We start from the raw sequence: 26,463 nt of genomic DNA on the forward strand, positions 1-26,463 counted from the left end.
GTTCGCTATTCTAGCCAAAGAATTCGGACAGGGACCTCAATTGTCTTTGGGGGTTGACCGGTCCATGTCCATCGGTACCATTCAAGTTCTGTCGTCACTCGAATGCGTGTGTCACCTTCCGTGCTTGTATAGTGTTCCGTGAGGGCGCGGAGATCTCGTCGTTCAACGCCATCGACCAGTTGGATTAATCTGCTGCCTGTCGCTCGCAAAGATTTGACGACTGGGACTGGAACCCGGCGGGGGGGTGCATCGAGTGTTGCGACGACGCTAGCTTGGTTGGCGCCCTGCTGGAAGTCCGCCGAGTCGTCCACCTCAGTGGCTAACCTTTCCACCCAAACTCGGTCGGCTGGGACGAGAGGAGCAAATACTTCGATTTGCTCAAGCTCTGCCCTGTACCACTCATGCTCTGGCATGATCGGCACATAGGTTCGGCTTCCCTGAACCACCTTCTCGTCTGCGCGCAGGTCGTGGCGCCACCCTAAGCCCGGCAGCCCGACAACGACCCGTCGCCCTCGCAGATCGTCATGGCCTAGTGCGGGCAACGGGACGATAGGCCGCGGCGAGCGCGTAACCCGGCCGAGGTGCTGCCCGATCGGATCGGGCATTGGCTCTCGCATCATGGCTTACCACCTAGCGGAGCGCCCTTCTCATGCATGAAGGCGACCGGGTCGACCTTGTCGCCCTTGCCTGAGTCGAAGACCTCGAAGTGGAGGTGCGGGCCGGACGAGCGCCCACTCGTCCCGACCAGACCGATCTCCTGGCCTGCGGCGACCATCTGCCCAACCGTCACCTTTGGACGCACGATCATGTGACAGTACATGGTTACGAAGTTACCCGCGTGCCGGATTTTGACGTACCAACCGCAGCCAGGTGTGGAGGGGGAACCGTCGCGATTACACAGGCGGCCGGAGGGGTCGACGTCGCAGCGGGAGGTGATCACCTGCCCCGCGGCGGCGGCGCGGATCGGGGTGTGCCGCCCAGCGCCCAGATCCACACCGTCGTGGCCAGGGCGGTGTGCGGTGCGGAAGCCGGAGACGATCAGCGCCCGGACCGGCACCGTCCAGCCCGAGGCCGCTACCTCGCCACTAGCCGCACATCGCGCGGAGGTGCTGTTGCCGGCCGCTCGTGCGGCGCCTCCGGTGAGTAGGTTGACGATCTGAGTGGCGATCGGTTCGTGCTTCGCGTACGCGTCAGGGTAGGCGCTGACCTGCACGCGCTGCGCGGCGTCCGTCAGCGCCATCTGCTGCCACCCGTCGATCGTCAGCAACTTCTCGTAGAACTTCCGGCTGGCATACTTGGGATCCTGCAATTGTTGCGCGGACCCCCAGCCCTGGCTGGGGCGCTGCTGGAAGAGGCCGACCGAATCGTGGTCGTTTCTGGCTCCGAGGTGGGGCAGGTTCGACAGGGTCGACTCCTGCATCGCGGTTGCGATGGCGATGACCCAACCCCGGAAGGGCACCTTCATTTCCGCGCCGACGTTGACGATGACCGCCGCGTTGCGGATCTGTGTCTCACCGTAGGTGCCGACGCTCGGGAGCCGCTTGGAGGCATCGACAACCCCGGCCTCGCCGCAGCCGAAGGCGTTGCTGAAGAGGTCGTTTCCCGCGTCGGTGTCGTCGGTGAGGAAGTACGAGCCCACGCCGCCGCCGCAGCAGAGCAGCGCGAGCGCGGATACGAGGGCGACGGCCAAGCCGATGCGTCGCGCGGGTCGCCGCGCTCCGCCAGCGCTACCCATCAGCGAGTCGGTCATGCCCGCTCCCAGTCGATTCCGTCCACCAACCAGCGGCCTTCGACGGCGGTGAGGCGCAGGCGCAGCAGGCCGGAGTCGACCCTGATTGTCGCCTCCACAATCTTGTCGGCGTACGGGATCAGGATGGGCTCGCCGGTGAGGCGGTCGGCTGGCACGCCGGTGGGATCGACCCCGGCCAGCTTCTCCGCGAGCCCTTCCGTGCAGTGCGGTAGGAGCCCGGCGTACCACGCCTCGGCGGTGACGTTACGGTGGTTGACCCACGCCCGCCCGAACGCCTCGGCGACCGTCGCCGGAACCGCCGTCCCCGGGCTTACCGTGAGGGACGGCGCCGGCTCCGGCGAGGCCAGGCCGTCGTCGGGGATGGTCGCGGTGACCGTGAGGATCGGTTGGTCAGGTGCGCCGTTGAGCCCCGGCCGGGCGTCGGCCGAGTCAGAGAAGACCTTGGCGGCTCCCACCACACCGAGGACCACGACCGCCAGCACCAGCGCCACTCCCAGGCGGGAGCGCAGGAGCCCGCGTGCGACAAGCTGGGCAGCCCGGCGCACCGTCCATCACCTCGCCTCGGCGCGCACCCGAGGTGCCGGCGCAGGCGCAGGCTCGGTCGCCGGCTCACCGCCGGGACGGTAGATCGTGTAGCTCGGTGGTCGCTCGGGAAGGTCCGGCTCGGCCCACTCGGTCGACCGGCGGGTGCGGGAGGGCGCGGGCCGCGCCGTGCGGGACGGGGAAGGCGCGGTGTCGGGCGTCTCGTCCGCCCGCTCGTGGCCGTCTGGCCGGGAGGCGCTGGAGTGTGACGGATCCTCGTCACGCGCCTCTGGCCGGAGGGTGGTCTGTTCGGCGACGACCTGGCGGCGCTTGCCGACCTGGGGTTCCGCAGTACCGCCGGGCTCGGAGACGTTGAGCTTGGCCGCCTCCCGAATGTCCCGGAAGAACCGGCGGTGCCACGAGCCGGCTGCGGTGATGGCAGCGGTGCTGTCCTTTCCGCCGAGCTGGGTGATCCGCCGGTACGGCCGGAGCAGGAGCCAGCCCACGACGCCGCACAGCCAGACCAGGACCACCTGGAGCCAGCCGGGCAGGGTTGGCGTACTCATGATCAGGTCGACGGCGAAAAGGTAGATCGCCGCACCGGTGCCGAAGATGGCGATGTTGAAGACCGCGGCCACGACGGCGTTCGCCAAGCGGCGCAGGCCGGCGCTCGCCGGCCGCATCAGGCCGACGGTGCCCAGGATCGGCGCCGCGATAACGGCCCACCTGAAGATCAGGAACCCGAGAAGCACCAGCAATGACGCGGTCAGGTCGAACATCGCGAACAGGATGGCCGCGAGCACGGCGATGAACCCGGCGCCGATCCGCTCCATCTCCTTCTTGCCCTGGAGGTATTCGTAGGCCTCCGGATCCTCAGACCGGATCTGTTCGGCAATTTTCATCCATTGCTGGCCCTTGGCATCCAATGTCCCTTGACGGGTTTGGGTGTTGCCTCGCAGTTTCTCCGTCTCTTCCCATGACAGTGCCTTGGCGTCGTATAGGGCTAACCCATACTTCTTGGCAGTCTCGCTATCGGCTGATCCAAGCGTCCCTCGTAGCCAATTCCGATAGAGCATCGTCTCTGTTGCGGTGTCGCTCGCGCGTACCGCTGGGGGGCGCTTGTCAGTACATGCGCCCGGAGATGGATCATCACACTGGCTGGGAGGGACGTCTTTCGCTCGTGGACCTACCGCATCGTGAACCACCCCTAAGGTTCCTACGAGTGTGGCGTCGGCCATGTTGGCTGACTTGACTGGCCATGCGGCCAAGGCGGTTACGCCAACCATTACCAGTAATGCCCAACCTGCCGTCGTCATCGCATTGCTCATGTCCGCCTGGCGGGATCGCCACAGCAGGTAAAGGCCTACGACGCACAAAGTCACGATACCGAATACGCTGAAAACCTTCTCATATATTGCCTTCGTTGCCTGATTGACGAGCGGGTCTGCCCAACCCCACATTGTCTCAGGATTCCATGCACGTTCACGCAGAGCGTTCGATGCGCCGATGACTGCCGTGGCCACCATGAATTCGCCGTTGGCAATAGTCGTGGTGAACTTGTACTCCGGGTTGATCACAAAAGATCCGCAACCCAGGTCAAAGGTCGTGTAATCGTAGCCAGCGTATCCGTAATCGCTGTATAGGCCCTGCGGTCCGCTCTCTTTCGCAGAATCGGGGCGACTGGCGAACCAGCCCGCAAGGCCGGAATCAGGAGTGCCGGGGGTCGGAGCCGTCAGGCATCGGGCACGGTCACCACCGACCGCGGCCAGTTTGTCGACGCAGGCGCGGAAGTCGGCCTGCCACTCCTGCGTGGTGCACAGGTCGCCTGGGGCCTGGGCGACTGGGGCCTGGACCGGCCCCGGAGCCGCGGCGGTCGGTGCCGGCCACACCAACGACGTCGCCGCCGCTACGAGCAGGGCCAGAAGCAGCGCGGTCGCCCGCCGTACCACTTCACACCTCCACGTCGGGAGCGCTGGTCGGCAGGTTGGTCGGGGGTGCCGCCGCCCCGGTCGGTGTCGTGTCGAGGTGGTCGAGCAGCCCTTCGACGTACGACACGTCCACGCGCACCTTCTGCACGCGCCCATCCACGTCCCGCATCACGAACTCCCGGAAGCCCAGCCGGGACGCCGACGACGTGTCCACGTTGGACAGGGACGCCAGCGTCGCCTCGTACCCGTCGTTGACCGGCACCCGCAGCAGCCGCAGGGCCTCTGAGGCGATCTCCACGTCTTCGGCGATCCGGCCGACGAACACGGTGGAGACGAGGTTTTGTACGTCGAGCCCGAGGATGTCGCGAGGATTCTGCGAGGCCACGAGCGCGGATAGGTTCCACTTTCGGGAGTCGCGGGCGAGGCGGACCAGGAACGACCGGCCGGAGCGCCAGCCCTCCATGAAGTGCGCCTCGTCCAGGCCGACCATCTTGCGGGACGACATCGAGCCGCCGTAGCAGCGGCGTACGGCCAGCCGGTGCGCCGTGTGCAGCATCGGGAGGGCGAGCGCCTCCTCGGCCGACCAGTACTCCCGCTCGATCTTCAGATCGGGGAGCCGCAGGCCGGCCATGGTGATGACGGTGAGCGCGGCGTCGGCACCGAGCAGGCCCTCCGGTGGGCGGCCGAAGAAGAGCAGCGCGAGCGGCATCTCGGCGGTGTCGAGCAGGAGGTTGGCCAGCTCCCTGCCGTTGTCGTCGTCGAGCCCGGAGAGGCAGGCGACGACATCGTCCAGTGTGGACGTCTCCTCGGCCGGCACCTGCCGAACGGCGTGGCGGAGCAGCGTCGCCGTGGACGCCTCGCGGGCGACCTGCGGCGGCACCAGCATCGAGCAGATGTCCTGTACGAGCATCCGCCGCTCGGCTCGCGCGTTGGAGATCGCGATCTCGAACTCCCGGTCGCCAGCCGGCCCGCTCGCGAACTCCGACCGCAGCGGCGTCGGGATCAGCGAGTACGGCGCCAGCGTGCCGTGCTCCGAGCCGGTCAGGTTGAGCACGCGTGAGTACGGCCGCAGCTCCGGCATCGAGCAGAGCCGGGCGAGCGGCCCGGACGGGTCGAGGAGCGTGACCTGTACGCCGCGGCGGGCGGCCAGGTAGCCCAGCGCGCCGAGCAGCGTGGACTTGCCACCGCCCGGCTCGGCGACGAAGACCGCGAGACCGGAGCGTTCGCGTACCTCCATCGGGAAGTGCAGGTCGAGGAAGACCGGGCGGCGGCAGGTGCCGGCGGTGCGGCCGATCAGGTCGCCGCGCCGATCGCCCACAGTGGAGGCCGCCTGGGGCAGCGCCGCAGCGAGCAGCTTGACCGGCATGCGGCGGATGTAACCGGTGTTGGCAACCGGCTCACCCGGGATGAACTCGCGGGCCAGCCAGTCCTGGTTTTTGGGGTGCTGGAGCGAGATGCGCAGCTCACGGGAGTACAGCTGGATGAGGCGGCGGGCCCGCTCGAGGCACTCCTCGCGGGTACGCCCGCCGACCGCGATGCGGTGCCAGCCGTGCGCGCGGGCCGATTCGACCGGCAGCCCGGTGGTCATCTCGTCGCCGATGACCAGGGCGCGCTTGGCCAGCCGCTCCAGCTCGGGCGGGGCGTCGATGCCGTGCTCGGCGTAGTCGAGCTGCTGCGAGCGGATCATCCGGAGCCGGTGCTCGAGGTTTTTGAACGAGTCGCCCGAGCCGAGCACGTCCACTCTGGACGAAAGCTCCATCGGCCACGGCAGCCGCTCGTGGAAGTGCATCCACGGCTCGTGCCGCTCGGGGATCTCCAGCGGCTCCATCCGGCCGACGGCGAGGACGGCGACGTGCCGCTCCTCGCCGGTCATCCGGTTGACCAGCTTGACCGTCGAGCCGTACGGCGTGCGGTAGCGCTCGATCTGCTCAGTCAGCGCGAGCATGTCGCCCCGCTCCCACTGGCCGTCGGTCACCGGGGAGAGCGCGGTGGGCGGCGCCATGCAGAGCGCGACCGAGCGGTACAGCAGCCACTCCAGCTCGTGCGGCGTGACCTGCCGCCCCCGCATGCCGAACGCGCCGAGCACCTCGTCGAACTGCTCGACCGTGCGGCCCAGCTTGCGCCGCTCGCCCTCGGCGACCCCCTTGCCGAACGCCCGCAGCAGCCGCTCCACCAGCGAGTCGCCGAGCGAGCGGCGGGCGAACGTCACGCCGAGGTAGGTCTGCCCTTCGGCGTGGTTGACGGAGAGGAGGTGGCGCTGGGCGTTGACCAGGTGATCGGACCAGGAACTGGCGCCGGGCACGCCGCCGAGCGGGTGCGGCGTGTGCGTGTCGAGCGTGCGGGCCCACTCGTCGGCCGGGAACGGGCGGGTCGTGCGGCGCAGGTGGAGGCGGAAGCCGGCGAGACCCGCGTACTGCTCGGAGATCGCGGACAGCAGCGCCTCGCGCTCGGCGTCCGGCCGGAAGGCCCAGCGCACCTCGGGCAGCCAGTACCAGGCCGTGACCGTGTTGGGGGTGAAGGTGAGGTGCCCGGCGATCTCGGTGATGGCCAGGTTGACCGCCGGATCGCGGTCGGCGAACTTGATCTTCGGCGGCCGGACCGGCCTGCTCCGCGGCGCGACCTCCTGCCGCTTCCCGACCTCCTTGCGGGGGCGGGGCGGCGGCTCCTCACGCTCACGCGGGCGCTGCTCCTCCGAGCGCCAGCGTGTAGCGGGCTCGGCCGGCGGACGCCGGGTAGCGGGCTCGGCCGGCAGGCGCCGGACCGGGGGCTCGGCCAGGGGCTCGCGCACCGCCGGCAGGTTGACCGGCTCGGGCTCCGCGGCCGCGTGGCGCGGCGTGCGGTCGAGCGGCGCCGGTGTGGCGGTCGCCGGTCGGGCGGCCTCGAGCGGAGGTGTCTCCTCGGTGGGCTCCGGCGCGATCGGCTCGGCCCCGATCCCGTGCCCGCCCATGCCGTTGATGGCCGGATCGGCCGGTGGCGCCTCGACCGGGCGCGGCGCGGGGGAGGCGGGCGAGGGCTCGACCGGCCGGCGCGGCGGCTCGGTCACTCGGCGAGCGGCCGGCGGGCGCGTGTTCGAACGGGGCGGCGCGGGGCGCCCGGTGCCGGAGAAGAGGTCGAGGAAGGGGGAGTCGATGTCGGCGTGCTCGCCGTCGCCGCGGCCGTGCGGCGTGGGTCCGCCGGCGGGGCGCCCGCGCGGGGGTTGGGGGGCCTGGAAGACGGCGACCGCACCGTGGTCGGGGCTGATGACCAGGTCGTCGGCCGCGTCGTCGGGATCCGACACCGGGTAGTCGGACGGTCGCGCACCGTTACTGCGAGTGTCGGCCGACATGCCGACCGGACGAGGGGTGCCCGGCGTGGAGGGTGGGGTCATGCCATCGCTCCGCATATGAGGGCAGCAAGGCTGCTCATACCAGCTCCTCCCGGACCCGGATGCGGGTAGCGACCAGGCGTGGGTCGCGTTGCTCCGTGGCGGGCTCGCGGGTGCGTCGCCAGTCGGTGAGTGCGGTGCGGACCACCATGCGCGCGGGCCGGTCGGGATCGACGTACCGGAAGATGAAGGACGTCGTCACGACGGCGAGCGCGATCTCCCATGCCGGGAACAGTTCCACGTCGAACGTGAACAGGTAATGAATGAACATGAAGAGCGGCACGAGCAGCATGAAGACGCCGTACTGGGCGTACGGAAGGTGGACGGGCAACGTGTATCCGGGCGGGCCCAGATAGACCAGGCGGGCCCGGTAGATGTCGTCGTCGGTACGCAGCCGCATGAGTGAACCCGCGAACCTACTCGAAGATCAATTCGATGATGTAGTCACCGACGAAGAAGAGTGTGGCCGCTCCCGCGATGAACGCCAGGCCCACGATCGCGATCGCCGAACTCGTCAAAACCTTCGATATCTCACCCTTGCTCGCGCGGCCGATAAAGATCACGCCCAGCACGGCGAGCAGGATCGGCGCGATGTTGCTCGCGAAGAAGGTGACGACGCCCTCGGTGTCGATGCCCTTGGGCTCCGGCTCCGCCGCAGGTATGAGTGCGAGCGCGTCAGCTGCGCGCGTGGCGGTGGTCCACGCCGCTGTGACGAGCTCTGTGGTGTTCATTGGAAGGAACCTCCCCGGTGCGCGTCCGTCGACGGTGGGAGTAGGCGGATCGCCCCATCACTCTGTGTCTGTTTGTCACCACTATCGGGTGAACTTTCCTGGGCGTTTTGTCCCTGTTTAGCCCATCTCCTCAAGCTATGACGTCTGAATGATGCGCAATTGCAAAGCGTACGGGGCACCCCCCTTTCTGCCAAGCTACGAAGCTCGTGGCCCGTGGTGCCGGCGTGGCATATGGTAACGATGTTCGAACGTATGTGCTAATCCGGGGTGCCGAGCAGGTGTTCCGTCGTCGTCGGTACCGTCTCTTCGTGACAGAATCACGCCCAGCCACGGGAGCGGTTGATCTCCTGCGGTCGGCGCGCCCCGTCGTGATCGGGGTTCTGAACGTAACGCCCGATTCCTTCTCCGATGGCGGACGCTATGTGCGCCGTTCCGACGCGGTGCGACACGGGATCGAGATGCGCGACCAGGGCGCCGATCTCATCGACATCGGTGGTGAGTCGACTCGCCCCGGAGCCGAGCGCGTCGACGCGGAGACCGAGGTCAGCCGCGTCGTACCGGTGATCCGTGAGCTTGCCTCGGCGGGCGTACCGCTCAGCGTCGACACGACCCGGGCCAGCGTCGCGGCCGCCGCGCTGGAGGCCGGTGCCGTGGTTGTCAACGACGTGTCGGGAGGACTCGCCGATCCCACGATGGCGAAGGTCGTCGCCGAGGCCGGCTGTCCCTGGATTCTGATGCACTGGCGGGGGCATTCGCGGCGGATGCAGGACCTGGCGACGTACGGCGACGTGGTGGCCGAGGTCCGCGCCGAGCTTGCCCAGCGGGTCGGCCAGGCGCTGGCGGCGGGCGTACGCCCCGACCGGCTGGTGATCGACCCAGGGCTGGGCTTCGCCAAGAAGCCGGAGCACAACTGGCAGTTGACCCGGCGCCTCGGCGAGCTGCTCACGCTGGGCTACCCGCTGCTCTTCGCGGCGAGCCGCAAGTCGTACCTGGGCGCGCTGCTCGCCGACCCGGAGGGCACACCGCGTCCGGCGGACCAGCGCGAGGCCGCCACGATCGCCACCAGTGTGCTGGCGGTGGCGGCGGGCGCCTGGGGCGTACGCGTGCACGACGTCCGGGGCACGGTCGACGCACTCGCCGTCTGGGCCGCCTCCGGCGCACCCCGGCTGGCGGCGCCGTGACGGATCGCATCACCCTCTGCGGCCTGCGGGCCAAGGGCCACCACGGCGTGTACGACTTCGAGCGCGAGCGCGGCCAGGACTTCGTGGTCGACGTGGTGCTGGAGGTGGATCTCGCCCCGGCCGCGCGCTCGGACGACGTGGCCGAGACGATCCACTACGGCGAGCTAGCCGAGCGCCTGGTCGAGGTGGTGCGCGGCGAGCCGGTCAACCTGATCGAGACGCTGGCCGAGCGGCTGGCCGCCGTCTGCCTGGCCGATCCCCGCGTGCTGGCCGCCACCGTAACGGTGCACAAGCCGCAGGCGCCGATCCCGCACGAGTTCGCCGACGTGGCGGTCACGATCACTCGGAGGCGGGCGTGACGCAGGCCGTACTCTCGCTCGGCAGCAACCTCGGCGACCGGATCGGCCACCTCCGAGCCGCCGTGCGAGACCTCGACGACGTGCTGCTCGTGGCCTCCGGTGTGTACGAGACGCCTCCGTGGGGCGATGACGACCAGCCCGCGTACCTCAATGCCGCCGTGCTGGTGCACGACGCGGCCGCGACGCCGCGCGACTGGCTGGACCGGGCGCGGGCGCTGGAGGAGCGTGCCGGGCGGGTCCGCGATCCGGACCGCCGCTTCGGGCCGCGGACGCTGGACGTCGACGTCATCGCGGTCTGGACCGACGACGGGACGCCGGTGACCAGCGACGATGCCGAACTGACCCTGCCGCACCCCCGGGCCCACCTGCGCGCCTTCGTGCTGCGGCCGTGGATCGACATCCAGCCGTACGCCCAACTGCCCGGCCACGGCTGGCTGACCGACCTGCTCAACGCCGAGCCGCTCGCCTCCGACGCGCTCGCGATCAGCCCTCGGCCCGACCTCCGGTTAGAGTCGAACTGATGGAACCGGAGTCTCCGCCGCGCGGCTCCACGCCGCAGGGGCCCCGCCTGGGCCCGACCCGACCCGCCACGCTGGTGGTGGCTGGCCTGGCTGCCGCGGCTGTGGCGTGGTGGATCATCAGCAGCTTCTACGGCAGCATTCCCGACCTGCCATGGTTACCCACGGTGACACTGGCGGCGCTTGCCGTGTTCGAGGGGTACGTCGCGATCAACACGCGGCACCGGATCGAGCGGCGCCCGGGCCGGGAGCCGGTCGACCCGCTCGCGGTCGCCAGATATGTGGTTCTCGCCAAGGCGTCCTCGCTGGCCGGTGCGATCTTCGCGGGGTTCTACGCCGGGCTGCTCGGCTGGCTTCTGCTGGAGCGCACGCAGGCGGCTGGTGACGACATACCGGCCGCGTCCGGAGGGCTCGTCGCCTCGCTCGGCCTGGTCGGGGCGGCGCTGTGGCTGGAACGCTCCTGTCGCGTCCCCAAGCGCCCGGAAGATGACAACGAATCCGATAGGTCAGACAACTGAGGTGATCCGCCACGGGGTGGTCGGACACTGGGGGTGACGTGCCCGGGTAGACGCGAGTACGGTGCGGCTGACTGGCTTCAATCCGCCGTGCGTCCCGATCCGTACAGCCAGGCGGCGCGAAGCCAGGCTGAACGACCACAGGAGGCGCGCGAAATGTCGTACGACGAACCGGCCTACCGTCGGCGGGACACCGGTGGAATGGGCACCGGTGGGCTGCGGGAGGACTCGCGCTTCGGCTCCGACACGGGTTTCGGGTCCACGCCCGGTTACCAGACCGGCAGCTTCCCCGTGGCCAGCGAGTTCCGCGAGCCCGACGCGATGGAGCTGACCCAGCGCCGCGCCGTCTCCCAGGCCGAGCTGGACGACGTCTTCGACGACCCCGCCCACGGCGACCCGGGCCGCGACCGTGTGGCCGTACACGTGATCTGGGAAGTGCTCCTGCTCCTGGCGGTCGGCGTGGTCGGCTTCCTGCTCTACCGGGAGGACAGCGGCGCGCTCCGCGGCGCCGACCTCGACCAGCTGCTCGTGCTCGCCGCCGCCCTCGGCCTGCTCGCCGTCGGCGCCAGCCTCACCCTCCGGACCGGCGCGCCCAACCTCGCCCTCGGCCCGATCGCGATCGCGTCCGCGCTGCACTTCGCGGAGAACGGCGACCGGGGCGTGCTCGGCTCCACGATCGAGGCCGGGGTCGCCGCCGCGCTCCTCGGCCTGCTGATGGCGATCGTGGTCGGCGCCTTCCACGTGCCCGGTTGGGCGGTCACGCTCGCCGGCGCGCTGGCCGCGATGGTCTTCATCCAGCAGCGCAGCGGTCCGGTCAACCTGCAGGGCGACTACGACCCGACCGAGCAGGCGCTGTACCTCTTCGGCGGGGTCGCGGCGGTCTCGGTGATCGGCGGTCTCATCGGCATGATCAAACCGGTGCGGCGGTCGGTCGGCCGCTTCCGGCCGGTGGGCGACCCGGCGCACCGGCGGGGTGGCCTCGCCGCGGTGCTGACCGGCGGCGGGCTGATCATCTCCAGCGGCTTCGCGGCGGTAGCCGGCGTGCTGCTCGTGGCTGGCCAGGACTCGCCGGTGGTGCCCTCGCCGGGTCTCGACTGGACCGCCTTCGCGCTCGGCGCCGCGCTGCTCGGTGGCGTGAGCGCCTTCGGCCGCCGCGGCGGCGTCTTCGGCACCATCCTCGCCGCCGTGCTGGTCACTGTCTTCCTTGAGTACGAGGACACGATGGGCTGGGACATCTCGCCCCTCGCGCTCGGCGCCGGCGTACTGGTTGCCGGGCTGGTGGTGACCCGGATCGTGGAGGCGTACGGGCGGCCCCGCTCGCGGGACGACGGGCTGGACGAGGAGGAGTGGACCGAGTCCGACCCGTCCAGCGGCTGGTCCGGCGGACGCCGCACCGACTCATGGGCCACGCCCCTCCCGGCGCAGCCGACCGCCAGCCGCACGGACCCCTGGGACAGCGACCGGTGGGGCACCGGCGGCCGTTAAGCTCGCGGTATGTCCGAGGCCACATTCGCTGAGCTAGATGCCCTGTCCACAGAGGAGCTGCGGGAGCGGGCCTTCGCCGTTGCCCGGCACCGCCTCGACGTCGGCTTCTTCTGGGCGGTGCTCAGGCACCTGCCCTCCGCGGACGAGGCCGAAGAGCTGGATGGCTCACTAAACGCGGTGGGGCCGACCATCGACGAGGCTGTGGCCCTGTGGCGAGAGCTCACCGGGCACGGATACGACGCCCAGTCCGAGCCGCTGCTGCGTGCCGCCTTCATCGACTACCTGCTGAAGCATCCCGAGGAAGCAGGCAAATAGAGACAGGTTTGAGTGCCATGGTGCGCTGGGAATTTATCCGCCATGGCCCTTACCACCACCCGTTACAAGACCACCACGGGCGCCGGGACTCTCGCGGCGCTCGTGCTGGTCTTGGTCTTCGGCAGTCCCTGGTACGGAGACTGGGCCGAGGACAACACCGACGCGAACACGGCGGGCGGCTGGTTCCTGCGACTGCTCGCCTGGCCGGCGTGGCGGTTCGACTCCGATGAGCCGGTGCAGGACCTCCTGGCCACCAACCTGCGGGCGATCCTCGTGGTCGTCTTCACCGCGCTGTTCCTCTACGCACTGCCCGGCTCACAGCTGGCCCGGGCTCGCGGCACACTCAGCCAGTTCTTCGCCGGGTGGTCCGCATACATCTTCGCCGGTGCCTTCGCCGCGGTGCTCCCGGCACTGATCCAGTCCAACCCAACGCTGCTCAACGCCTTCCAGGCCGCTGGCTCCGGCGCGACGTACGGGCTGTTCGTCGGCTGGATCATCGGCATCGCCGCCCTGGGCGGCTGGCGGGGCCGAGCAACCTGACGTTTTCCTTATCCCTCCCCGACCGAGGGGCACGCCGTTGCCGCGGCGTGCCCCTCGGCATTTGGGGCTTGAGTGAGGGCGTGGACTGCCATGCCCTTTCGATCTACTCCGCCGGGTAGTCGATGCTCAACAGGCGGTGGCGCGTGAGCAGCCCGACCGGCATGCCGCCATCGACGACGCGCAGGTGGTCCGAGTTGGTCACCAGCATCGAGGCGAGCGCGTCGTAGAGCGAGATGCCGAGCTCGGCGGACGGGTAGTCGCCGCTGTCCGCGGTGAGCGGATCGAGCATCTCCCGGCTGACCGGGGTGACCGCCAGCCGCCGTATGCCGCGGTCGGCGCCGACGAACTCCCGGACAAACGGCGACGCCGGGCGGCCGAGCAGGTTGGCGGGGGAGTCGTACTGCTCCAGCTTGCCGCCCTGGGAGAGCACCGCGATCCGGTCGCCCAGCCGCACCGCCTCGTCGAGGTCGTGCGTGACCAGCACGATCGTCTTGCGCACGTCGGCCTGGAGGCGCAGGAACTCCTCCTGGAGCCGCCCGCGCACGATCGGGTCGACCGCGGAGAAGGGCTCGTCCATCAGCAGCACCACCGGATCCGCCGCGAGCGCGCGGGCCACGCCGACCCGCTGCCGCTGGCCGCCGGAAAGCTCCTGGGGGTATCGCTTGCCGAACTTGGCCGGGTCGAGCCCGACCAGATCGAGCAGCTCCTCCGAGCGCTGCCGGATGCGTGCCTTGGGCCAACCGAGCAGCCGCGGGACGGTGCCGACGTTGGCGAGGATCGTCTGGTGGGGGAAGAGCCCGACATTCTGGATGACATATCCGATGCGGCGGCGCAGGCGCACCGGGTCGACCTGCGTGACGTCCTCCCCGTCGAGCAGGATCCGGCCGGCGCTCGGCTCGATCAGCCGGTTGATCATGCGGAGCACGGTGGACTTGCCGCAGCCGGAGGGTCCGATGAGGACGACAAGCTCGCCGGCGCGCACCTTGAGGCTGAGGTCACCCACAGCGACGGTGCCGTCCGGGTACTGCTTCCGAATTCCGACAAGCTCGATCGGAGCGGCCTTCTTCTCCGCCGAGGTGTCGGCCGTCGCGGTAACGTCCACGTATGTCCTTCCGGCTCGCGCTTCAGGAGAGCCCGGGAAACCCATGGTTTTCCTGGCGGTACGTGCGGGACAACTCCGACACGATCCTCGCGGCGCTGCGTGAGCACGCGACGCTGACCGCGGAGGCCATGCTGATCGCGACGGTCGTGGCGGTGCCGCTGGCTGTCATCGCGTACTGGTACCGCCCCCTCACCGGGCCGATTCTCGCACTGTCCGGCGTGCTGTACACCATCCCCTCGCTGGCACTGCTCGCATTCGTCGCGCCGTACACGGGGACGACCAAGGCCCGCACCGTGCTGATCGGGCTCGTCATGTACGCGCTGCTGCTGATCGTGCGCAACTCGCTGGCCGGGCTCAACCAGGTGCCGGCCGAGGCGCGGGACGCCGCCCAAGGGATGGGATACGGGCGGTGGGGCCGGCTGTTCCGGATCGACCTGCCGCTGGCGCTGCCCGGCATCATCACCGGCCTGCGGCTGGCCACCGTGTCGACGGTCGCGCTCGTGACGGTGGGCTCGCTGATCGGGCAGGGCGGTTTAGGTGACCTGATCCTCGGCGGCTTCCGCAGCAACTTCTACAAGGCGCAAATCCTCACCGGTACGGTGCTGTGCGTGGGGCTCGCGCTGGTGCTGGATCTGACGATCGCCACGGCCGGCCGGCTGCTCACACCGTGGGCCAGGAAGGTCGCGTGATGAGGGCGGAAAACCCCATCCAGCAGGCGGTGACCTGGCTCAACGACCCGCTCAACTGGACCAACCCGGGCGGCATCCTGGACCGGCTCGGCGAGCATTTGTGGATCTCGGCAGCCGCCGTACTGCTCGGATGCGTCGTCGCCTGGCCGATCGGGATGTGGCTGGGCCACACCGGGCGGGGCGGCGGCATGGTGGTCGTGATCTCCAACCTCACGCTCGCCATCCCGACCGTCGCGCTGCTCACAATCCTGCCGCTGACCTTTCTCGGCTTCGGCAAGCCGCCGGTGATCGCGGCACTGGCCGTCTTCGCGGTGCCGCCGCTGCTGGCCAACGCGTACACCGGTGTCCGATCCATCGATCCGGAGGCGCGTGACGCGGCGCGCGGCATGGGCTTCTCGGGCTGGCAGGTGCTCCGCCGGGTCGAGCTGCCGCTCGCGGTGCCTTATTTGGCCGCTGGCTTCCGCACCGCGTCGGTACAGGTGGTGGCGACCGCCGCGCTCGCCTCCTTCGTCAACGGGGGCGGGCTGGGCCAGATCATCAGCGCCGGCTTCGGTCTCGACATCTCGGTCGGCGGCGGCCAGATCCTCGCCGGTGGCCTCCTGGTCGCACTCCTCGCGATCTTGGTCGAGGCGGTCCTCGCGCTGGTGGAGCGGGCTGTCACGCCCAAGCCGCTGCGCCGGACGCGGGGCCGTGCGGCCCGCCGAGCGGCCGCCGCGACGGGACGCGCCTGAAGCTTTCAACTCGGTGACAACAATCGTGGTTTGTTGTCGGTCCCCCCTGCCACGATGTTGGCTGAAATCGCGGGCGGCACCAGACCGTCGTCCGCCAGACACGCGGCCGGCCCGCTCAGGGTCGCGCCGGGACACGGAAGGCGGGCAAGATTTTGCGCGCACGTAATCGTCTGGTGCTGGGCGCGGTGTGCGCTCTCGCCGGAGGCATGTTCCTCGCGGGTTGCGGGGATGAGGGGTCGTCAGGCACGCAGGCTCCGGCCACCGCCGGTGCCGGCGCGGGGGCCGGCTGTGCACCGGTCGCTGGCGAGCAGCTCGTCGTGCTCGAAGACGACAAGAAGCTGCAAAACACCGATAACGTCGTGCCGGCTATCAACGCCAAGGTGTCTTCGCCGGAGTTGGTCGCCGCGCTCGACAAGGTGTCGGCGGCGCTCGACACGCCCAAGCTGATCGCGCTCAACAAGGCCGTCGACGTCGACCGCAAGACGTCGAAGGTGGCGGCGGAGGAGTTTGCCGCGGCCAACTCGCTCACCACTGGACTCGCCAAGGGTCCGGGCGGCTCGATCACGATCGGCGCGGCCAACTTCACGGAAAACCAGACGCTCGGTGAGCTTTACCGGATCGCGCTGACGGCGGCGGGCTACCAGGCCACGGTGCAGCAGATCGGCAACCGGGAGCTTTACGAGCCGGCGCTGGAGAAGGGCGAGATCCAGGTCGTGCCGGAGTACGCCGCGACGCTGGCCGAGTTCCTCAACAGCAAGGTCAACGGCGCCAACGCGGCACCGATCTCCTCCCCTGACCTCGACAAGACCATGGCTGGGCTGAAGGATGTCGGCGAGAAGGTCGGCATCACGTTCGGCGCGCCGTCGGCGGCGCAAGACCAGAACGCGTTCGCCGTCACCAAGGCGTTCGCCGACAAGTACGGCCTGACGACGCTCTCCGACCTCGCCGAGAAGTGCTCCGGCACCGCGACAATCCTCGGCGGCCCGCCGGAGTGCCCGCAGCGGCCGAAGTGCCAGCAGGGCCTTGAGCAGACCTACAGCTTCAAGGCCGGTTCGTTCAGCTCGCTGGACGCGGCGGGTCCGCAGACCAAGTCGGCGCTCACCACAGGCACGATCAGTGTGGGCCTGGTGCTCTCGTCCGACGGAGCACTGGCCGCCGGCTGAGTCGCCACTCAGCACACGAGATTTACCGGAAGGGTGCGGGAACTGTCCCGCACCCTTCCGCCGTACGGGCCCTCGATGGTGGTACGAATCGCGGAGTTTCGGCCGAAGTCGGCGTGATTGGGCTAGGTCCCTCGTTGTGTTCATGTGACCGTTCCGTCCGAGGAAAGCCCGTCCGCGGATTCCGGGGCCGGCCGTTCCACTTACCCGGAAGTATCGGTAGGCTCCACAGCCATGCCGGCCTCCGCACCGCCATCTGAGCGGCCGGGGCGGCAGCTACTCACGGTGGTGTTCTGGGTCGGGGTGGGGCTGGCGCCGCTGGCGGCATTGTTGCTGTTGGTGGGTCAGAGCGCTGGGGTGCTGCGGGTGGCCGCCGTCCTCGCCGTGTTCGCTGTCGTGCTCATCGGGCTGTCCATAACCTTGCGGCGCGATGCCGAAACCGTGCGCATCGATCTGGAAGAAACGCTGGTCGAAGAGATCGACACGCTGCGCGGCGACGTCCGCAACGACATCGCGACCGCCGCGCGGGCGACGCACAAGGCTTTCGGTGAAAAGCTCCAGGCGCTCCACGAGACCGTGCAGGCGCTCCGCGCGCAGGTCGAGGCGGGCCGGGGCCAGGCCGCGCCGCCCCCGCCGGCCCGAGGCGCCGCCGAGCAACCGCAGGCGGGCTACGCCCGGGTCGGAGCCGAGCAACCGCAGGCGGGCTACGCCCGGGTCGGATACGGGCAGCAGGGGGCGCCGCCCGCCGCCGGGCACGCCTCGATCCCCACGCCGACACCGCCCGCGACGGGCCACGTCGGCGGCCGCGCGCGAGTGCCCGGGGTCGTCCGGCACACCGAGACCGTGCAGGTCACGACCCGGCATACGATCGTCGACCAGGGCGACGACCACGACTCGGGCGGCAAGGTCTACGGCGGCACGTCACACGGCACCACCGGTTACGGCTCCGGGTCCGCCGCGTCGTACGGCTCGGGATACGGCGACTGGCCCGCCTCCGCCCCACCTTCGCCACCACCGGCCCGCGGCCGGCGTGCCGCCGAGCCCGACGAGGAGTCCTGGACCGACCAGCGGCTGCGAGGCGGCGGCGGTGACGGCCGGCGCCCCCGACCGTACGAGCGGGGAGACGCCGAGGCAGGCGGCGACGAGGGCCGCTGGACCGACATGCGCGCCGGCGACCGGTGGGCGTCCCTCCGCAGCGACGACCGCGGCCGCGAGATGCACATGGGCGAGCGGCGGGCCGCCATGCACCAAGACGAGTCGGGGAGCGAGGTGCGGATCGAGGACCGGTGGGCGTCGATGCGCCGGGAGGACCCGCGCCGAGCGGAGTCGCGCCGGGAAGAGTCGCGCCGCGACGACTACCGCGCCGAGCAGGGCTGGGGTGGCGGTGGCTACCAGGAGCGCTCCGGCGGTTACCAAGGCGGAGGCGCCGGGCAGAGCGGTGGCGGTGGGCAGAGCGGTGGCGGTGGGCGGAGCGGTGGCGGTGGGCAGGAGGGCTCGTGGTCGCGGGAGCGCTGGGAGCCGCGCGGCGGAGGCGGCGCGCTGCCAGCCGGCGAGATCGAGCCCACCACCTCGTGGGGCCAGCAGTGGAGCACGCCGGAGCGGGAGTCGGCCGGGCGCCGCCGCCGATACCGCGACGACGACGAGGGCTATCGCTGACCCACGCGGCTGGGGCCAGGACCTTGGTGGCGGTCAGGCCCTACTTGTCGATGTCGCCGACCACGAAGAACATCGAGCCCAGGATCGCGATGAGGTCGGGCACGAGGCAACCTGGGATGAGCGTGGCGAGCGCCTGCACGTTCGCGTACGACGCGGTGCGCAGCTTCATCCGCCACGGCGTCTTCTCCCCGCGCGACACGAGGTAGTAGCCGTTGATGCCGAGCGGGTTCTCGGTCCACGCGTACGTGTGGCCCTCGGGCGCCTTGACCACCTTGGGCAGCCGCACGTTGACCGGGCCGGTGATCCGGTCGACCCGCTCCAGGCACTGCTCGGCGAGGTCGAGCGAGGCGTACACCTGGTCGAGCAGCACCTCGAAGCGCGCGTGGCAGTCGCCCGCCGTGCGGGTCACCACGGGCACGTCCAGCTCGCCGTAGGCCAGGTACGGCTCGTCGCGCCGCAGGTCGAAGTCGAGCCCCGAGGCGCGCGCGACCGGCCCCGACGCGCCGTAGGCGGCGGCCTCGGCGGCGGAGAGCACGCCCACGCCGACGGTGCGGGCCAGGAAGATCTCGTTGCGGCGGATGAGGTTGTCGAGGTCGGGCAGGCGGCGGCGCACCTCGCCGATCGCCTCCCGGGCGCGCCGCGTCCAGCCGGCGGGCACCTCCTCCTTCAGCCCGCCCACGCGGTTGAACATGTAGTGCATGCGGCCGCCGGAGACCTCCTCCATGACCGCCTGCAGCGTCTCCCGCTCGCGGAACGCGTAGAAGACCGGCGTGATCGCGCCGATCTCCAGCGGATAGGAGCCCAGGAACATGAGGTGGTTGAGCGCGCGGTTGAGCTCGGCCAGCGCGGTGCGCAGCCAGACCGCCCGCTCCGGCACCTCGAGGCCCATCAGGCGCTCGACGGCCAGCACGACGCCCAGCTCGTTGGCGAACGCGGAGAGCCAGTCGTGCCGGTTGGCCAGCACGATGATCTGGCGGTAGTCACGCACCTCGAAGAGCTTCTCCGCGCCCCGGTGCATGTAGCCGACGATCGGCTCGCACGAGATCACGCGCTCGCCGTCGAGCACGAGCTTCAGCCGGAGCACGCCGTGCGTGGAGGGGTGCTGCGGCCCGATATTGAGCACCATGTCGGCGGTGTCCAACCCGGCACCGGTGCCGACCGTGACCTCACGCAGGTCAGTCATGCCCGCCATCGTCCCACGTTTGCCACGTGAGCGGCCGAAGGTCGATGCCCACCGGGTGCAGCAGCCACCAGTGCCCGCCCAGCCCGGCGCGGTCCGTCAGCTCGGCCGCCGCCGACGCCGTGGCCAGCGCCCGCACGTAGCCCGCCGGGTCCGTCGTGGCCAGACCCAGCGGCGGTCGGGCGCCGTCGACGCCGAGCGCGCGCAGCGCCTCCCGCTGCGAGACGAGGGAGTACGGCCGCCCGCCCGCCTCGGCCGCCGAATCCATCGCCACGTGTGCGGTGATGTCGCAGGTCCCGTCCGGCACCGGTGGCACCTGCCGGCCCGACCGGTATCCGGTGAGCGTCCCGCCGACCGGCCGCTCCCCGCGTACGTGTCCGTAGTCGACCGCCAGCGCCAGCCCGCGCTCCACCGCCGCCACCGCGCCGGCCCATGCGAGATCGCGCGGGAGCCCGACCTCCGCTCGGTGCGCCGAGGGCCACCAGCTCGCGAGCCAAGCGGCGTCGGCGGCGGTGACCGCGGTGCCCGAAGCCTCCACACCGGAGCGGTCCACCGTCGCGTACCGACCCTCCTCCACGACGTCCAGCGGTACGTTGTCCAGCCACTCGATCGCCAGCAGCAGCCCGACCACGCCCTCCGGTGGCTCGGCGCGCCACGCCACGGGCACGGGCAGCGAGGGCGGCCGGGCGGCCCGCTCCACGCCGGTCAGCGCGAGGCGTCGCACCAGCGCGGGCGGCGCGGCGTGCAGCAGGGCGGCGAGCAGTTCACCCCGCCCGGCGCCCACGTCGACCACGTCGAGCCGCTCCGGACGGCCGAGCGCCTCGTCCACATGGGACAGCAGGCGCAGTATCGCCGACGCGAAGAGTGGCGAGGCGTGCACACTGGTGCGGAAGTGCGCGGCGGGCGCGGTGGTGACGAAGAAGCCGCCCGGGCCGTACAGGGCGTCCTCCATCGCCTCCCGCCAATTCATGCGCTGTTCAGCCGCCGGCACGCTCCACACCATACGGTCCCGACATGCGCAAGCTCCTGGTAGGCGTGACGGCACTCGTACCCCTGCTGACGCTGGCGTCCCCTGTGGAGGCCGCGCGCCGGCCGGGCCCAAGCTCGGCGAGCGGAAAGCGGGACAGCGGCCGGTTGGTCAGCCGGTCGTAGGTGAAGGAGGTGTCGTCGCCCTGGCTGGAGACCAGCGGCGGGGTCTCCACGCCGCTGCCCGGCTACCCTGGCGGGCTGCTCGTGGTACACGACGGCCAGAACACCCCAGACGTGGACGGCCGCCCCAACACCAACTTCAAGTACCTGGACGCGGGGTTACTACGGCGCTCGTGAAAACCTTCACATCGCCTGTGGAGGCCACTTCCCCCGGACGCATACTGACGTTGACCGGTACCTAACCTCACGAGGACTGGATCAACGCCATGATCGTCGGTGTCATCGGCGCCGGACGCGTCGGCGCGACGCTGGGCGCGGCGCTGGCCCGGGCGGGCCACACGGTGGTCGCCGCCTCGGGCTCGTCGCCGGTTTCGGTCGCGCACATCGCGCGCCTGCTTCCCGGGGCCGCCCACCTGCCGCCCGCCGAGGTCGCCCGCGCGGCCACTGACCTGCTGCTCGTCGCCGTACCGGACGACGCGCTCGCCGCGCTGGTGGCCAGCCTGCCGTTCCAGCCGGGGCAGGTGGTGGCGCACACCTCCGGCGCCCATGGGCTCGCCGTGCTGGAGCCGGCCGCCGCGCTGGGCGCCCGTCCACTCGCACTGCACCCCGCGATGACCTTCGCCGGCACCGGAGACGACCTGTCCCGGCTGCCCGGCACGGCGTACGGCGTGACCGCCCCGACCGAACTCCGCCCGCTCGCCACGCGGCTCGTCGCCGACCTGGGCGGCACGCCGGAGTGGATCGCCGAGGCTGACCGACCGCTCTACCACGCGGCGCTCGCCCAGGGGGCAAACCACCTGGTCACGCTCGTCAACGAGGCGGCCGACCGGCTGCGCGACGCGGGGGTCGTACGCGCCGAGACGGTCCTCGGCCCGCTGCTGCGCGCCGCGCTCGACAACGCCCTGCGGCACGGCGACGCGGCGCTGACCGGCCCGGTCTCCCGAGGTGACGCCGGCACGGTCGCCCGCCACCTGGAGCGGCTCACCGCCGTGGCCCCCGACTCGGTGCCCGCCTACGTCGCCATGGCCCGCCGCACCGCCGACCGGGCCATCGCCGCCGGCCGGCTGCGCCCGGTCGACGCCGAGCGCCTGCTCGACGTGCTGGCCAACCCGCGCCAGGAGGTCGGAGCATGAAGCACCCCACAAAAACGCTCCGCTCCGCTCCACGTTTCCGCGGGGACCCCGCGACCGCGCTCGTACACACGCGTGCGGAGCTGACCCCCGCCCGCGCCGCCATGCCGGGGAGCGTGGCGGTCGTGATGACCATGGGCGCCCTGCACGAGGGGCACCGGGAGCTGCTGCGGGCCGCGCGCGAGCAGGCCGACCACGTGATCGCCACGATCTTCGTCAACCCGCTCCAGTTCGGGCCCAACGAAGACTTCGACCGGTACCCCCGCACCCTCGACGCCGACGTCGCGGTCTGCGCGGAGGCCGGGGTCGACCTGGTCTTCGCGCCCGACCGCGACGAGATGTACCCCTCCGGCGAGCCGATGGTCCGGGTCAACCCCGGCGAGCTGGGCGAGCGGCTGGAGGGGGCGAGCCGGCCCGGCTTCTTCCACGGCGTGCTCACCGTGGTGCTCAAGCTCCTCCAGGTCACCCGTCCTGACCTGGCGTTCTTCGGCGAGAAGGACTACCAGCAGCTCACGCTCGTACGGCGGATGGTGCGCGACCTCGACGTGCCGGTGCGGATCGTGGGCGTGCCGACCGTACGCGAGCCGGACGGCCTCGCCCTCTCCAGCCGCAACCGCTACCTGACGCCCGCCGAGCGCGCGGCCGCGCTCACCCTTTCGGGCGCGCTGCGGGCCGGTGCCGAGGCCGCCGCGCAGGGGCGGGACGGCGAGGCCGTGGCCCGCGCCGCGTTCGACTCGGACGCCGCCAAGCTGGACTACCTGGTGCTCACCGATCCCGATCTCGGCCCGCCCCCGGCCGAGGGCCCCGCGCGGCTGCTCGTCGCGGCGTGGGTCGGCAGCACGCGGCTCATCGACAACGTGGCTGTCGAGGTTGCATCCTCGACGTAACGTTGAGGAACGTCACTCGCCGGTCGCTTCGGGGAAAACAGGTGTCGCCGAGGTGACGTAAGCTCGGCCGTCCGGACAGCTGTGCCCTGGGGAGGACGCACGATGCGACGGTGGATCGCCGCGATCGCGTTAGGCGGCGCGACGGCTCTGATGCTCTCCGGCTGTGGAAACCCCGCAGGCGTCGACGGCGACCTGACCGACGACTGGGGGGCGGTCGCCGAGCCCAAGCCCTTCACCCCGCCGGCCGAGGTCTGCCACAGCAGCGACTTCGCCGACGTGGCCTACCTCTCCTCGTTCAACCCGGTCGACTGCGGCAGCGCGCACCGGCTGGAGACGGTGCACGTCGGGCAGTTCTCCGGCAGCGCCGCCAGCGCGTCCGCGCCCCCGGCGAAGGGGTCGCCCGAGATCCGCACCGCATACGCCGAGTGCGACAGCAAGACCAAGGAGTACGTCGGCAGCGACTGGCGCAACGGCCGGCTGTGGCTGGGCGTGGTGCTTCCCTCGCCGCAGGCGTGGAGCGGCGGCTCGCGGTGGTTCCGGTGCGACCTCACCGAGGTGACCAACGTCGAGGACAACGGCGACACCACCAGCCGCAGCGGCAGCCTCAAGGGCGTGCTCAAGGCGGGCTCGCCCCTCTTGCTCGGCTGCTACCAGGTCAAGCTCGCCCGCGACAGCAGCATCGACACGATGCCGGCGACCGAGTGCACCAAGGATCACAACAGCGAGTTCGTCGGCGTCTACAACGCGCCAGACGGGGCCTACCCGAGCAAGAGCGCCGACTGGGACAAGATGCACAACGAGTGCCGCAAGATCATCGCCAAGTACGCGGGCGTGCCCAACGACGGCAACCTGAAGTACCGCACCGGTGTGGTCTCGCTCCCCGGCAACCAGGACGAGTGGAATGGCGGCAACCGGGGCGTCCGCTGCTACCTGTGGCTCAGCGAGCGCAAGGTCAACCGCTCGATGAAGGGCGCCGGACCCAACGGCCTCCCCATCCAGTACGAGAACTAGTCACTGATCACAGTCTCCGCCGTACGCGGGCGCGCGATGGTTGACTGGTCGGATGGATGTCGCACTGCCCGTGCTGCCCCGGCGGCTCGGCGCCCCGGAGCCGGGGTGGTTCGAGACGACCGACGTGGTGGTGGTCGGCTCGGGCATCGCGGGCCTGACCGCGGCCCTGCACCTGCGCGAGGCCGGCCTGCACGTGACCGTGGTGACCAAGGTCAACATCGATGACGGCTCGACCCGGTGGGCGCAGGGCGGCATCGCGGCCGTACTCGACCCGCTGGACACTCCCGCCGCCCATGCCGCTGACACGGTCGTCGCCGGCGTCGGGCTCTGCGACCCGGCCGCGGTCGAGGTGCTGGTCGAGGAGGGGCCGCTGCGGGTACGCGAGCTGATGCGCCTCGGCGCCGAGTTCGACCGCAACCCGGACGGCTCGCTGATGCTCACCCGGGAGGGCGGGCACCGGGCCAACCGCATCGTGCACGCGGGCGGCGACGCGACCGGCGCGGAGGTGCAGCGGGCCCTGCACGCGGCCGTGGGACGCGACCCCTGGATCCGCCTGGTCGAGCACGCGCTGGTGCTCGACCTGCTCCGCGCGCCGGACGGGCGGGCCTGCGGGATCACCCTCCACGTGCTCGGTGAGGGCAGCGAAGACGGCGTCGGCGCGATCCTCGGCCGCGCGGTGGTGCTCGCGACCGGCGGCATGGGACAGATCTTCTCCGCCACCACCAACCCGTCGGTGTCCACCGGTGACGGCGTCGCGCTCGCGCTCCGGGCCGGGGCGGTGGTGACCGATGTGGAGTTCGTGCAGTTCCATCCGACGTCGTTCGTGGGCGGGGACGTCCACGAGACCCAGCGACCCCTCATCTCCGAGGCGCTGCGCGGGGAGGGCGCCCACCTGGTCGACGGCGACGGCAAGCGGTTCATGGTCGGGCAGCACGAGCTGGCCGAGCTGGCCCCGCGTGACGTGGTCGCCAAGGGGATCCACCGGGTGATGCTGGCCAGCGGTGCCGACCACGTGTACCTCGACGCCCGCCACCTGCCGGACGTACAGCGCCGCTTCCCGACGATCACCGCCGCCTGCCTGGCCGCCGGCATCGACCCGACCGTCGATCTCATCCCGGTCGCGCCGGCCGCGCACTACGCCTCCGGCGGGGTACGCACCGACCTGCACGGCCGCAGCTCCATCCCCGGCCTGTACGCCTGCGGCGAGGTCGCCTGCACCGGCGTGCACGGCGCCAACCGGCTGGCCAGCAACTCCCTGCTGGAAGGGCTCGTGTTCGCCCGCCGGATCGCCGAGGACGTGGCCCGCGACCTGCCCCCGCAGGCCGAGCCGGCGGCGGTCGAGGGCGAGCCGGGCTGGGTCGTCGGCGAGGAGGCCCGTACTCCCCTCCAGGAGGCGATGACCCGGGGCGCCGGCGTGCTCCGCTCGGCCGACTCGCTCGCCATCGCGGCGAAGGAGCTGACCCGGCTCGGCGGCACGAGGGGCGCGCCCCGTACCGCGTCGTGGGAGGCGACCAACCTGCTCACCGTGGCGTCCACGCTGGTCGCGGCCGCGTACGTCCGGCGGGAGACGCGCGGCTGCCACTGGCGGGAGGACTTCCCGTCGGCGAGCGACGAGTGGCTGGGCCACCTGCTCGGCGGTATCGCGCCGGGCGGCGAGGTCGTGGAGAGCTGGGAGAAGCTGTGAACGAGTCCACTGTGGAAGCCCTTCGTGCCGCCGGACTCGACCCGGCCGAGGTAACCAGCATCGTGCGTACCGCGCTGGAGGAAGACCTCGGCCCGTCCCGGCTGGACGTCACGAGCCTCGCCACCATCCTTGAAGACCAGGTGGACACCGCTGAGGTGGTGGCCAGGGCGGACGGGGTGGTCGCGGGCTTGGCGGTCGCCGCCGCCGTGTTCGAGGAGACGGACGCCCGTACCAGATGGGAGAGCCGAGCCCTCGATGGTGAGCGAGTGGCCCGCGGCGCGGTGCTGGCCACGGTGACCGGCCCGACCCGGGCCCTGCTCACGGCGGAGCGCACGGCGCTCAACCTGCTCTGCCGGATGTCCGGGGTGGCGACGCACACGCGGGCGTGGGCCGACCAGCTCGCCGGCACCAAGGCGACGGTGCTGGATACCCGCAAGACCACGCCGGGGCTGCGGGCGCTGGAGAAGTACGCGGTGCGCGCCGGCGGTGGCACCAACAAGCGCATGGGCCTCTACGACGTCGCCATGATCAAGGACAACCACAAGGTGGCGGCGGGCGGGCTGACGGCGGCGTACCGGCGCGTGCGCGAGCTCTTCCCGGACGTGCCGGTACAGGTCGAGGTCACCACGGTGGCCGAGGCGGTGGAGTCGGTCGAGGCGGGCGCGGACTTCCTGCTCTGCGACAACATGACGCCCGATCTACTGCGGCAGGTGGTCCTGGCGGTCGGCGACCGGGCCGAGCTGGAGGCCACCGGCGGGCTGACGCTGGGGGTCGCGGCGGAGTTCGCGGCGACCGGCGTCGACTACCTCTCGGTGGGGGGCCTCACCCACTCCTCGCCTATCTTGGATATCGCCCTGGACCTGCGCCGGTAAGAGG

General features: G+C 70.9%; 28 protein-coding genes. 18 read left to right on the forward strand and 10 right to left on the reverse strand.

The window, feature by feature from the left end:
* Positions 1–5: 5 nt before the first annotated feature.
* The 7 genes from ACFFIA_RS38195 to ACFFIA_RS38225 are packed head-to-tail and all read right to left on the reverse strand — an operon-like array spanning position 6 to position 8,295.
* Entirely contained in the window at positions 6–617 is a 612-nt protein-coding gene (locus tag ACFFIA_RS38195; protein WP_377261375.1) for a hypothetical protein, read from the reverse strand.
* The gene (locus ACFFIA_RS38200) at positions 617–1,750 is read right to left on the reverse strand and encodes a M23 family metallopeptidase (protein WP_377261079.1); all 1,134 of its coding nucleotides are present in this window, start codon (positions 1,748–1,750) and stop codon (positions 617–619) included. The genes ACFFIA_RS38195 and ACFFIA_RS38200 overlap by 1 nt, the downstream gene beginning before the upstream one ends.
* Positions 1,747–2,295 carry a hypothetical protein gene (locus ACFFIA_RS38205; protein WP_377261081.1) on the reverse strand — a complete coding sequence of 183 codons (549 nt, stop codon included), beginning with the start codon at positions 2,293–2,295 and terminating at the stop codon, positions 1,747–1,749. Before ACFFIA_RS38205 ends, ACFFIA_RS38200 begins: the two co-directional genes overlap by 4 nt.
* Before the next feature lie 6 nt (positions 2,296–2,301).
* Positions 2,302–4,221, reverse strand: a complete 1,920-nt coding sequence (locus ACFFIA_RS38210; RefSeq protein WP_377261083.1) for an MFS transporter — start codon at positions 4,219–4,221, stop codon at positions 2,302–2,304.
* Position 4,222: 1 nt separating this feature from the next.
* A complete protein-coding gene (locus ACFFIA_RS38215) occupies positions 4,223–7,567 on the reverse strand; it encodes an ATP-binding protein (RefSeq protein WP_377261085.1) in 3,345 nt (1,114 codons plus the stop codon).
* Between the two features lie 34 nt (positions 7,568–7,601).
* Positions 7,602–7,964 carry a hypothetical protein gene (locus ACFFIA_RS38220; RefSeq protein WP_173057592.1) on the reverse strand — a complete coding sequence of 121 codons (363 nt, stop codon included), beginning with the start codon at positions 7,962–7,964 and terminating at the stop codon, positions 7,602–7,604.
* A gap of 16 nt (positions 7,965–7,980) precedes the next feature.
* Complete coding sequence (locus tag ACFFIA_RS38225; protein WP_377261088.1) at positions 7,981–8,295, reverse strand: hypothetical protein; 315 nt, start codon at positions 8,293–8,295, stop codon at positions 7,981–7,983.
* Positions 8,296–8,603: 308 nt separating this feature from the next.
* Between ACFFIA_RS38225 and folP the strand changes: the two genes are divergently transcribed.
* From folP to ACFFIA_RS38260, 7 genes are all read left to right on the forward strand, one after another.
* Entirely contained in the window at positions 8,604–9,476 is an 873-nt protein-coding gene (gene folP / locus ACFFIA_RS38230; protein WP_377261090.1) for a dihydropteroate synthase, read from the forward strand.
* The gene (gene folB / locus ACFFIA_RS38235) at positions 9,473–9,835 is read left to right on the forward strand and encodes a dihydroneopterin aldolase (protein ID WP_377261092.1); all 363 of its coding nucleotides are present in this window, start codon (positions 9,473–9,475) and stop codon (positions 9,833–9,835) included. The genes folP and folB overlap by 4 nt, the downstream gene beginning before the upstream one ends.
* Positions 9,832–10,356 carry a 2-amino-4-hydroxy-6-hydroxymethyldihydropteridine diphosphokinase gene (folK, locus tag ACFFIA_RS38240; RefSeq protein ID WP_377261093.1) on the forward strand — a complete coding sequence of 175 codons (525 nt, stop codon included), beginning with the start codon at positions 9,832–9,834 and terminating at the stop codon, positions 10,354–10,356. The genes folB and folK overlap by 4 nt, the downstream gene beginning before the upstream one ends.
* Complete coding sequence (locus ACFFIA_RS38245) at positions 10,356–10,871, forward strand: DUF3180 domain-containing protein (protein WP_377261094.1); 516 nt, start codon at positions 10,356–10,358, stop codon at positions 10,869–10,871. The genes folK and ACFFIA_RS38245 overlap by 1 nt, the downstream gene beginning before the upstream one ends.
* A 153-nt stretch (positions 10,872–11,024) precedes the next feature.
* Positions 11,025–12,353: an ABC transporter permease gene (locus tag ACFFIA_RS38250; RefSeq protein ID WP_377261096.1), complete on the forward strand. Its 1,329-nt coding sequence runs from the start codon at positions 11,025–11,027 to the stop codon at positions 12,351–12,353.
* 9 nt (positions 12,354–12,362) lie between these two features.
* Positions 12,363–12,668 carry a hypothetical protein gene (locus tag ACFFIA_RS38255; RefSeq protein WP_377261098.1) on the forward strand — a complete coding sequence of 102 codons (306 nt, stop codon included), beginning with the start codon at positions 12,363–12,365 and terminating at the stop codon, positions 12,666–12,668.
* A 42-nt stretch (positions 12,669–12,710) separates the two neighbouring features.
* On the forward strand, positions 12,711–13,208 hold the full coding sequence (locus ACFFIA_RS38260; protein WP_377261100.1) for a hypothetical protein: 498 nt from the start codon (positions 12,711–12,713) through the stop codon (positions 13,206–13,208).
* A gap of 103 nt (positions 13,209–13,311) precedes the next feature.
* On the opposite strand, the gene ACFFIA_RS38265 is transcribed toward ACFFIA_RS38260, so the two are convergent.
* Entirely contained in the window at positions 13,312–14,310 is a 999-nt protein-coding gene (locus tag ACFFIA_RS38265) for an ABC transporter ATP-binding protein (protein ID WP_377261103.1), read from the reverse strand.
* Between the two features lie 2 nt (positions 14,311–14,312).
* Between ACFFIA_RS38265 and ACFFIA_RS38270 the strand changes: the two genes are divergently transcribed.
* The 4 genes from ACFFIA_RS38270 to ACFFIA_RS38285 all read left to right on the forward strand — a co-directional run bounded on the left by ACFFIA_RS38270 (position 14,313) and on the right by ACFFIA_RS38285 (position 18,546).
* Positions 14,313–14,999, forward strand: a complete 687-nt coding sequence (locus ACFFIA_RS38270) for an ABC transporter permease (protein WP_377261105.1) — start codon at positions 14,313–14,315, stop codon at positions 14,997–14,999.
* Positions 14,999–15,730 (forward strand): ABC transporter permease, encoded by a 732-nt coding sequence (locus ACFFIA_RS38275; RefSeq protein ID WP_377261108.1) that lies wholly within the window; start codon positions 14,999–15,001, stop codon positions 15,728–15,730. Before ACFFIA_RS38270 ends, ACFFIA_RS38275 begins: the two co-directional genes overlap by 1 nt.
* Positions 15,731–16,047: 317 nt before the next feature.
* Positions 16,048–16,893, forward strand: a complete 846-nt coding sequence (locus ACFFIA_RS38280; protein WP_377261110.1) for a glycine betaine ABC transporter substrate-binding protein — start codon at positions 16,048–16,050, stop codon at positions 16,891–16,893.
* Between the two features lie 231 nt (positions 16,894–17,124).
* Positions 17,125–18,546 carry a hypothetical protein gene (locus ACFFIA_RS38285; protein WP_377261112.1) on the forward strand — a complete coding sequence of 474 codons (1,422 nt, stop codon included), beginning with the start codon at positions 17,125–17,127 and terminating at the stop codon, positions 18,544–18,546.
* A gap of 40 nt (positions 18,547–18,586) precedes the next feature.
* On the opposite strand, the gene ACFFIA_RS38290 is transcribed toward ACFFIA_RS38285, so the two are convergent.
* Positions 18,587–19,738 (reverse strand): NADH-quinone oxidoreductase subunit D, encoded by a 1,152-nt coding sequence (locus ACFFIA_RS38290; protein WP_377261114.1) that lies wholly within the window; start codon positions 19,736–19,738, stop codon positions 18,587–18,589.
* Entirely contained in the window at positions 19,722–20,696 is a 975-nt protein-coding gene (locus tag ACFFIA_RS38295; protein ID WP_377261377.1) for an SAM-dependent methyltransferase, read from the reverse strand. Before ACFFIA_RS38295 ends, ACFFIA_RS38290 begins: the two co-directional genes overlap by 17 nt.
* Positions 20,697–20,740: 44 nt before the next feature.
* Here ACFFIA_RS38295 and ACFFIA_RS38300 point away from each other — a divergent pair, with 44 nt between their 5' ends.
* The 7 genes from ACFFIA_RS38300 (at position 20,741) to nadC (ending at position 26,459) form a co-directional block, all read left to right on the forward strand.
* The gene (locus tag ACFFIA_RS38300; protein WP_377261116.1) at positions 20,741–20,878 is read left to right on the forward strand and encodes a hypothetical protein; all 138 of its coding nucleotides are present in this window, start codon (positions 20,741–20,743) and stop codon (positions 20,876–20,878) included.
* Positions 20,879–20,887: 9 nt separating this feature from the next.
* Positions 20,888–21,052: a hypothetical protein gene (locus ACFFIA_RS38305; RefSeq protein WP_377261117.1), complete on the forward strand. Its 165-nt coding sequence runs from the start codon at positions 20,888–20,890 to the stop codon at positions 21,050–21,052.
* A gap of 89 nt (positions 21,053–21,141) precedes the next feature.
* On the forward strand, positions 21,142–22,008 hold the full coding sequence (locus tag ACFFIA_RS38310) for a Rossmann-like and DUF2520 domain-containing protein (RefSeq protein ID WP_377261120.1): 867 nt from the start codon (positions 21,142–21,144) through the stop codon (positions 22,006–22,008).
* Entirely contained in the window at positions 22,005–22,892 is an 888-nt protein-coding gene (gene panC, locus ACFFIA_RS38315; protein WP_377261122.1) for a pantoate--beta-alanine ligase, read from the forward strand. Before ACFFIA_RS38310 ends, panC begins: the two co-directional genes overlap by 4 nt.
* A 102-nt stretch (positions 22,893–22,994) precedes the next feature.
* A complete protein-coding gene (locus tag ACFFIA_RS38320; protein ID WP_377261124.1) occupies positions 22,995–23,903 on the forward strand; it encodes a septum formation family protein in 909 nt (302 codons plus the stop codon).
* Between the two features lie 52 nt (positions 23,904–23,955).
* A complete protein-coding gene (locus ACFFIA_RS38325; RefSeq protein WP_377261127.1) occupies positions 23,956–25,587 on the forward strand; it encodes an L-aspartate oxidase in 1,632 nt (543 codons plus the stop codon).
* Positions 25,584–26,459: a carboxylating nicotinate-nucleotide diphosphorylase gene (nadC, locus tag ACFFIA_RS38330; protein WP_377261129.1), complete on the forward strand. Its 876-nt coding sequence runs from the start codon at positions 25,584–25,586 to the stop codon at positions 26,457–26,459. The genes ACFFIA_RS38325 and nadC overlap by 4 nt, the downstream gene beginning before the upstream one ends.
* The last annotated feature ends 4 nt before the right edge of the window (positions 26,460–26,463 follow it).

The sequence above is a fragment of the Phytohabitans kaempferiae genome (assembly GCF_042433955.1).
Taxonomy (GTDB): Bacteria; Actinomycetota; Actinomycetes; order Mycobacteriales; family Micromonosporaceae; genus Phytohabitans; species Phytohabitans kaempferiae.

Bases quoted from the DNA above. Each gene is read 5' to 3' on its own strand.
- ACFFIA_RS38195 (WP_377261375.1), bottom strand. From the start codon at position 617: ATGCGAGAGCCAATGCCCGATCCGATCGGGCAGCACCTCGGCCGGGTT.
- ACFFIA_RS38200 (WP_377261079.1), bottom strand. From the start codon at position 1,750: ATGACCGACTCGCTGATGGGTAGCGCTGGCGGAGCGCGGCGACCCGCG.
- ACFFIA_RS38215 (WP_377261085.1), bottom strand. From the start codon at position 7,567: ATGACCCCACCCTCCACGCCGGGCACCCCTCGTCCGGTCGGCATGTCG.
- ACFFIA_RS38220 (WP_173057592.1), bottom strand. From the start codon at position 7,964: ATGCGGCTGCGTACCGACGACGACATCTACCGGGCCCGCCTGGTCTAT.
- ACFFIA_RS38225 (WP_377261088.1), bottom strand. From the start codon at position 8,295: ATGAACACCACAGAGCTCGTCACAGCGGCGTGGACCACCGCCACGCGC.
- ACFFIA_RS38245 (WP_377261094.1), top strand. From the start codon at position 10,356: ATGGAACCGGAGTCTCCGCCGCGCGGCTCCACGCCGCAGGGGCCCCGC.
- ACFFIA_RS38250 (WP_377261096.1), top strand. From the start codon at position 11,025: ATGTCGTACGACGAACCGGCCTACCGTCGGCGGGACACCGGTGGAATG.
- ACFFIA_RS38255 (WP_377261098.1), top strand. From the start codon at position 12,363: ATGTCCGAGGCCACATTCGCTGAGCTAGATGCCCTGTCCACAGAGGAG.
- ACFFIA_RS38260 (WP_377261100.1), top strand. From the start codon at position 12,711: ATGGCCCTTACCACCACCCGTTACAAGACCACCACGGGCGCCGGGACT.
- ACFFIA_RS38270 (WP_377261105.1), top strand. From the start codon at position 14,313: ATGTCCTTCCGGCTCGCGCTTCAGGAGAGCCCGGGAAACCCATGGTTT.
- ACFFIA_RS38275 (WP_377261108.1), top strand. From the start codon at position 14,999: ATGAGGGCGGAAAACCCCATCCAGCAGGCGGTGACCTGGCTCAACGAC.
- ACFFIA_RS38285 (WP_377261112.1), top strand. From the start codon at position 17,125: ATGCCGGCCTCCGCACCGCCATCTGAGCGGCCGGGGCGGCAGCTACTC.
- ACFFIA_RS38290 (WP_377261114.1), bottom strand. From the start codon at position 19,738: ATGGCGGGCATGACTGACCTGCGTGAGGTCACGGTCGGCACCGGTGCC.
- ACFFIA_RS38295 (WP_377261377.1), bottom strand. From the start codon at position 20,696: ATGAATTGGCGGGAGGCGATGGAGGACGCCCTGTACGGCCCGGGCGGC.
- ACFFIA_RS38300 (WP_377261116.1), top strand. From the start codon at position 20,741: ATGCGCAAGCTCCTGGTAGGCGTGACGGCACTCGTACCCCTGCTGACG.
- ACFFIA_RS38310 (WP_377261120.1), top strand. From the start codon at position 21,142: ATGATCGTCGGTGTCATCGGCGCCGGACGCGTCGGCGCGACGCTGGGC.
- panC (WP_377261122.1), top strand. From the start codon at position 22,005: ATGAAGCACCCCACAAAAACGCTCCGCTCCGCTCCACGTTTCCGCGGG.
- ACFFIA_RS38320 (WP_377261124.1), top strand. From the start codon at position 22,995: ATGCGACGGTGGATCGCCGCGATCGCGTTAGGCGGCGCGACGGCTCTG.
- ACFFIA_RS38325 (WP_377261127.1), top strand. From the start codon at position 23,956: ATGGATGTCGCACTGCCCGTGCTGCCCCGGCGGCTCGGCGCCCCGGAG.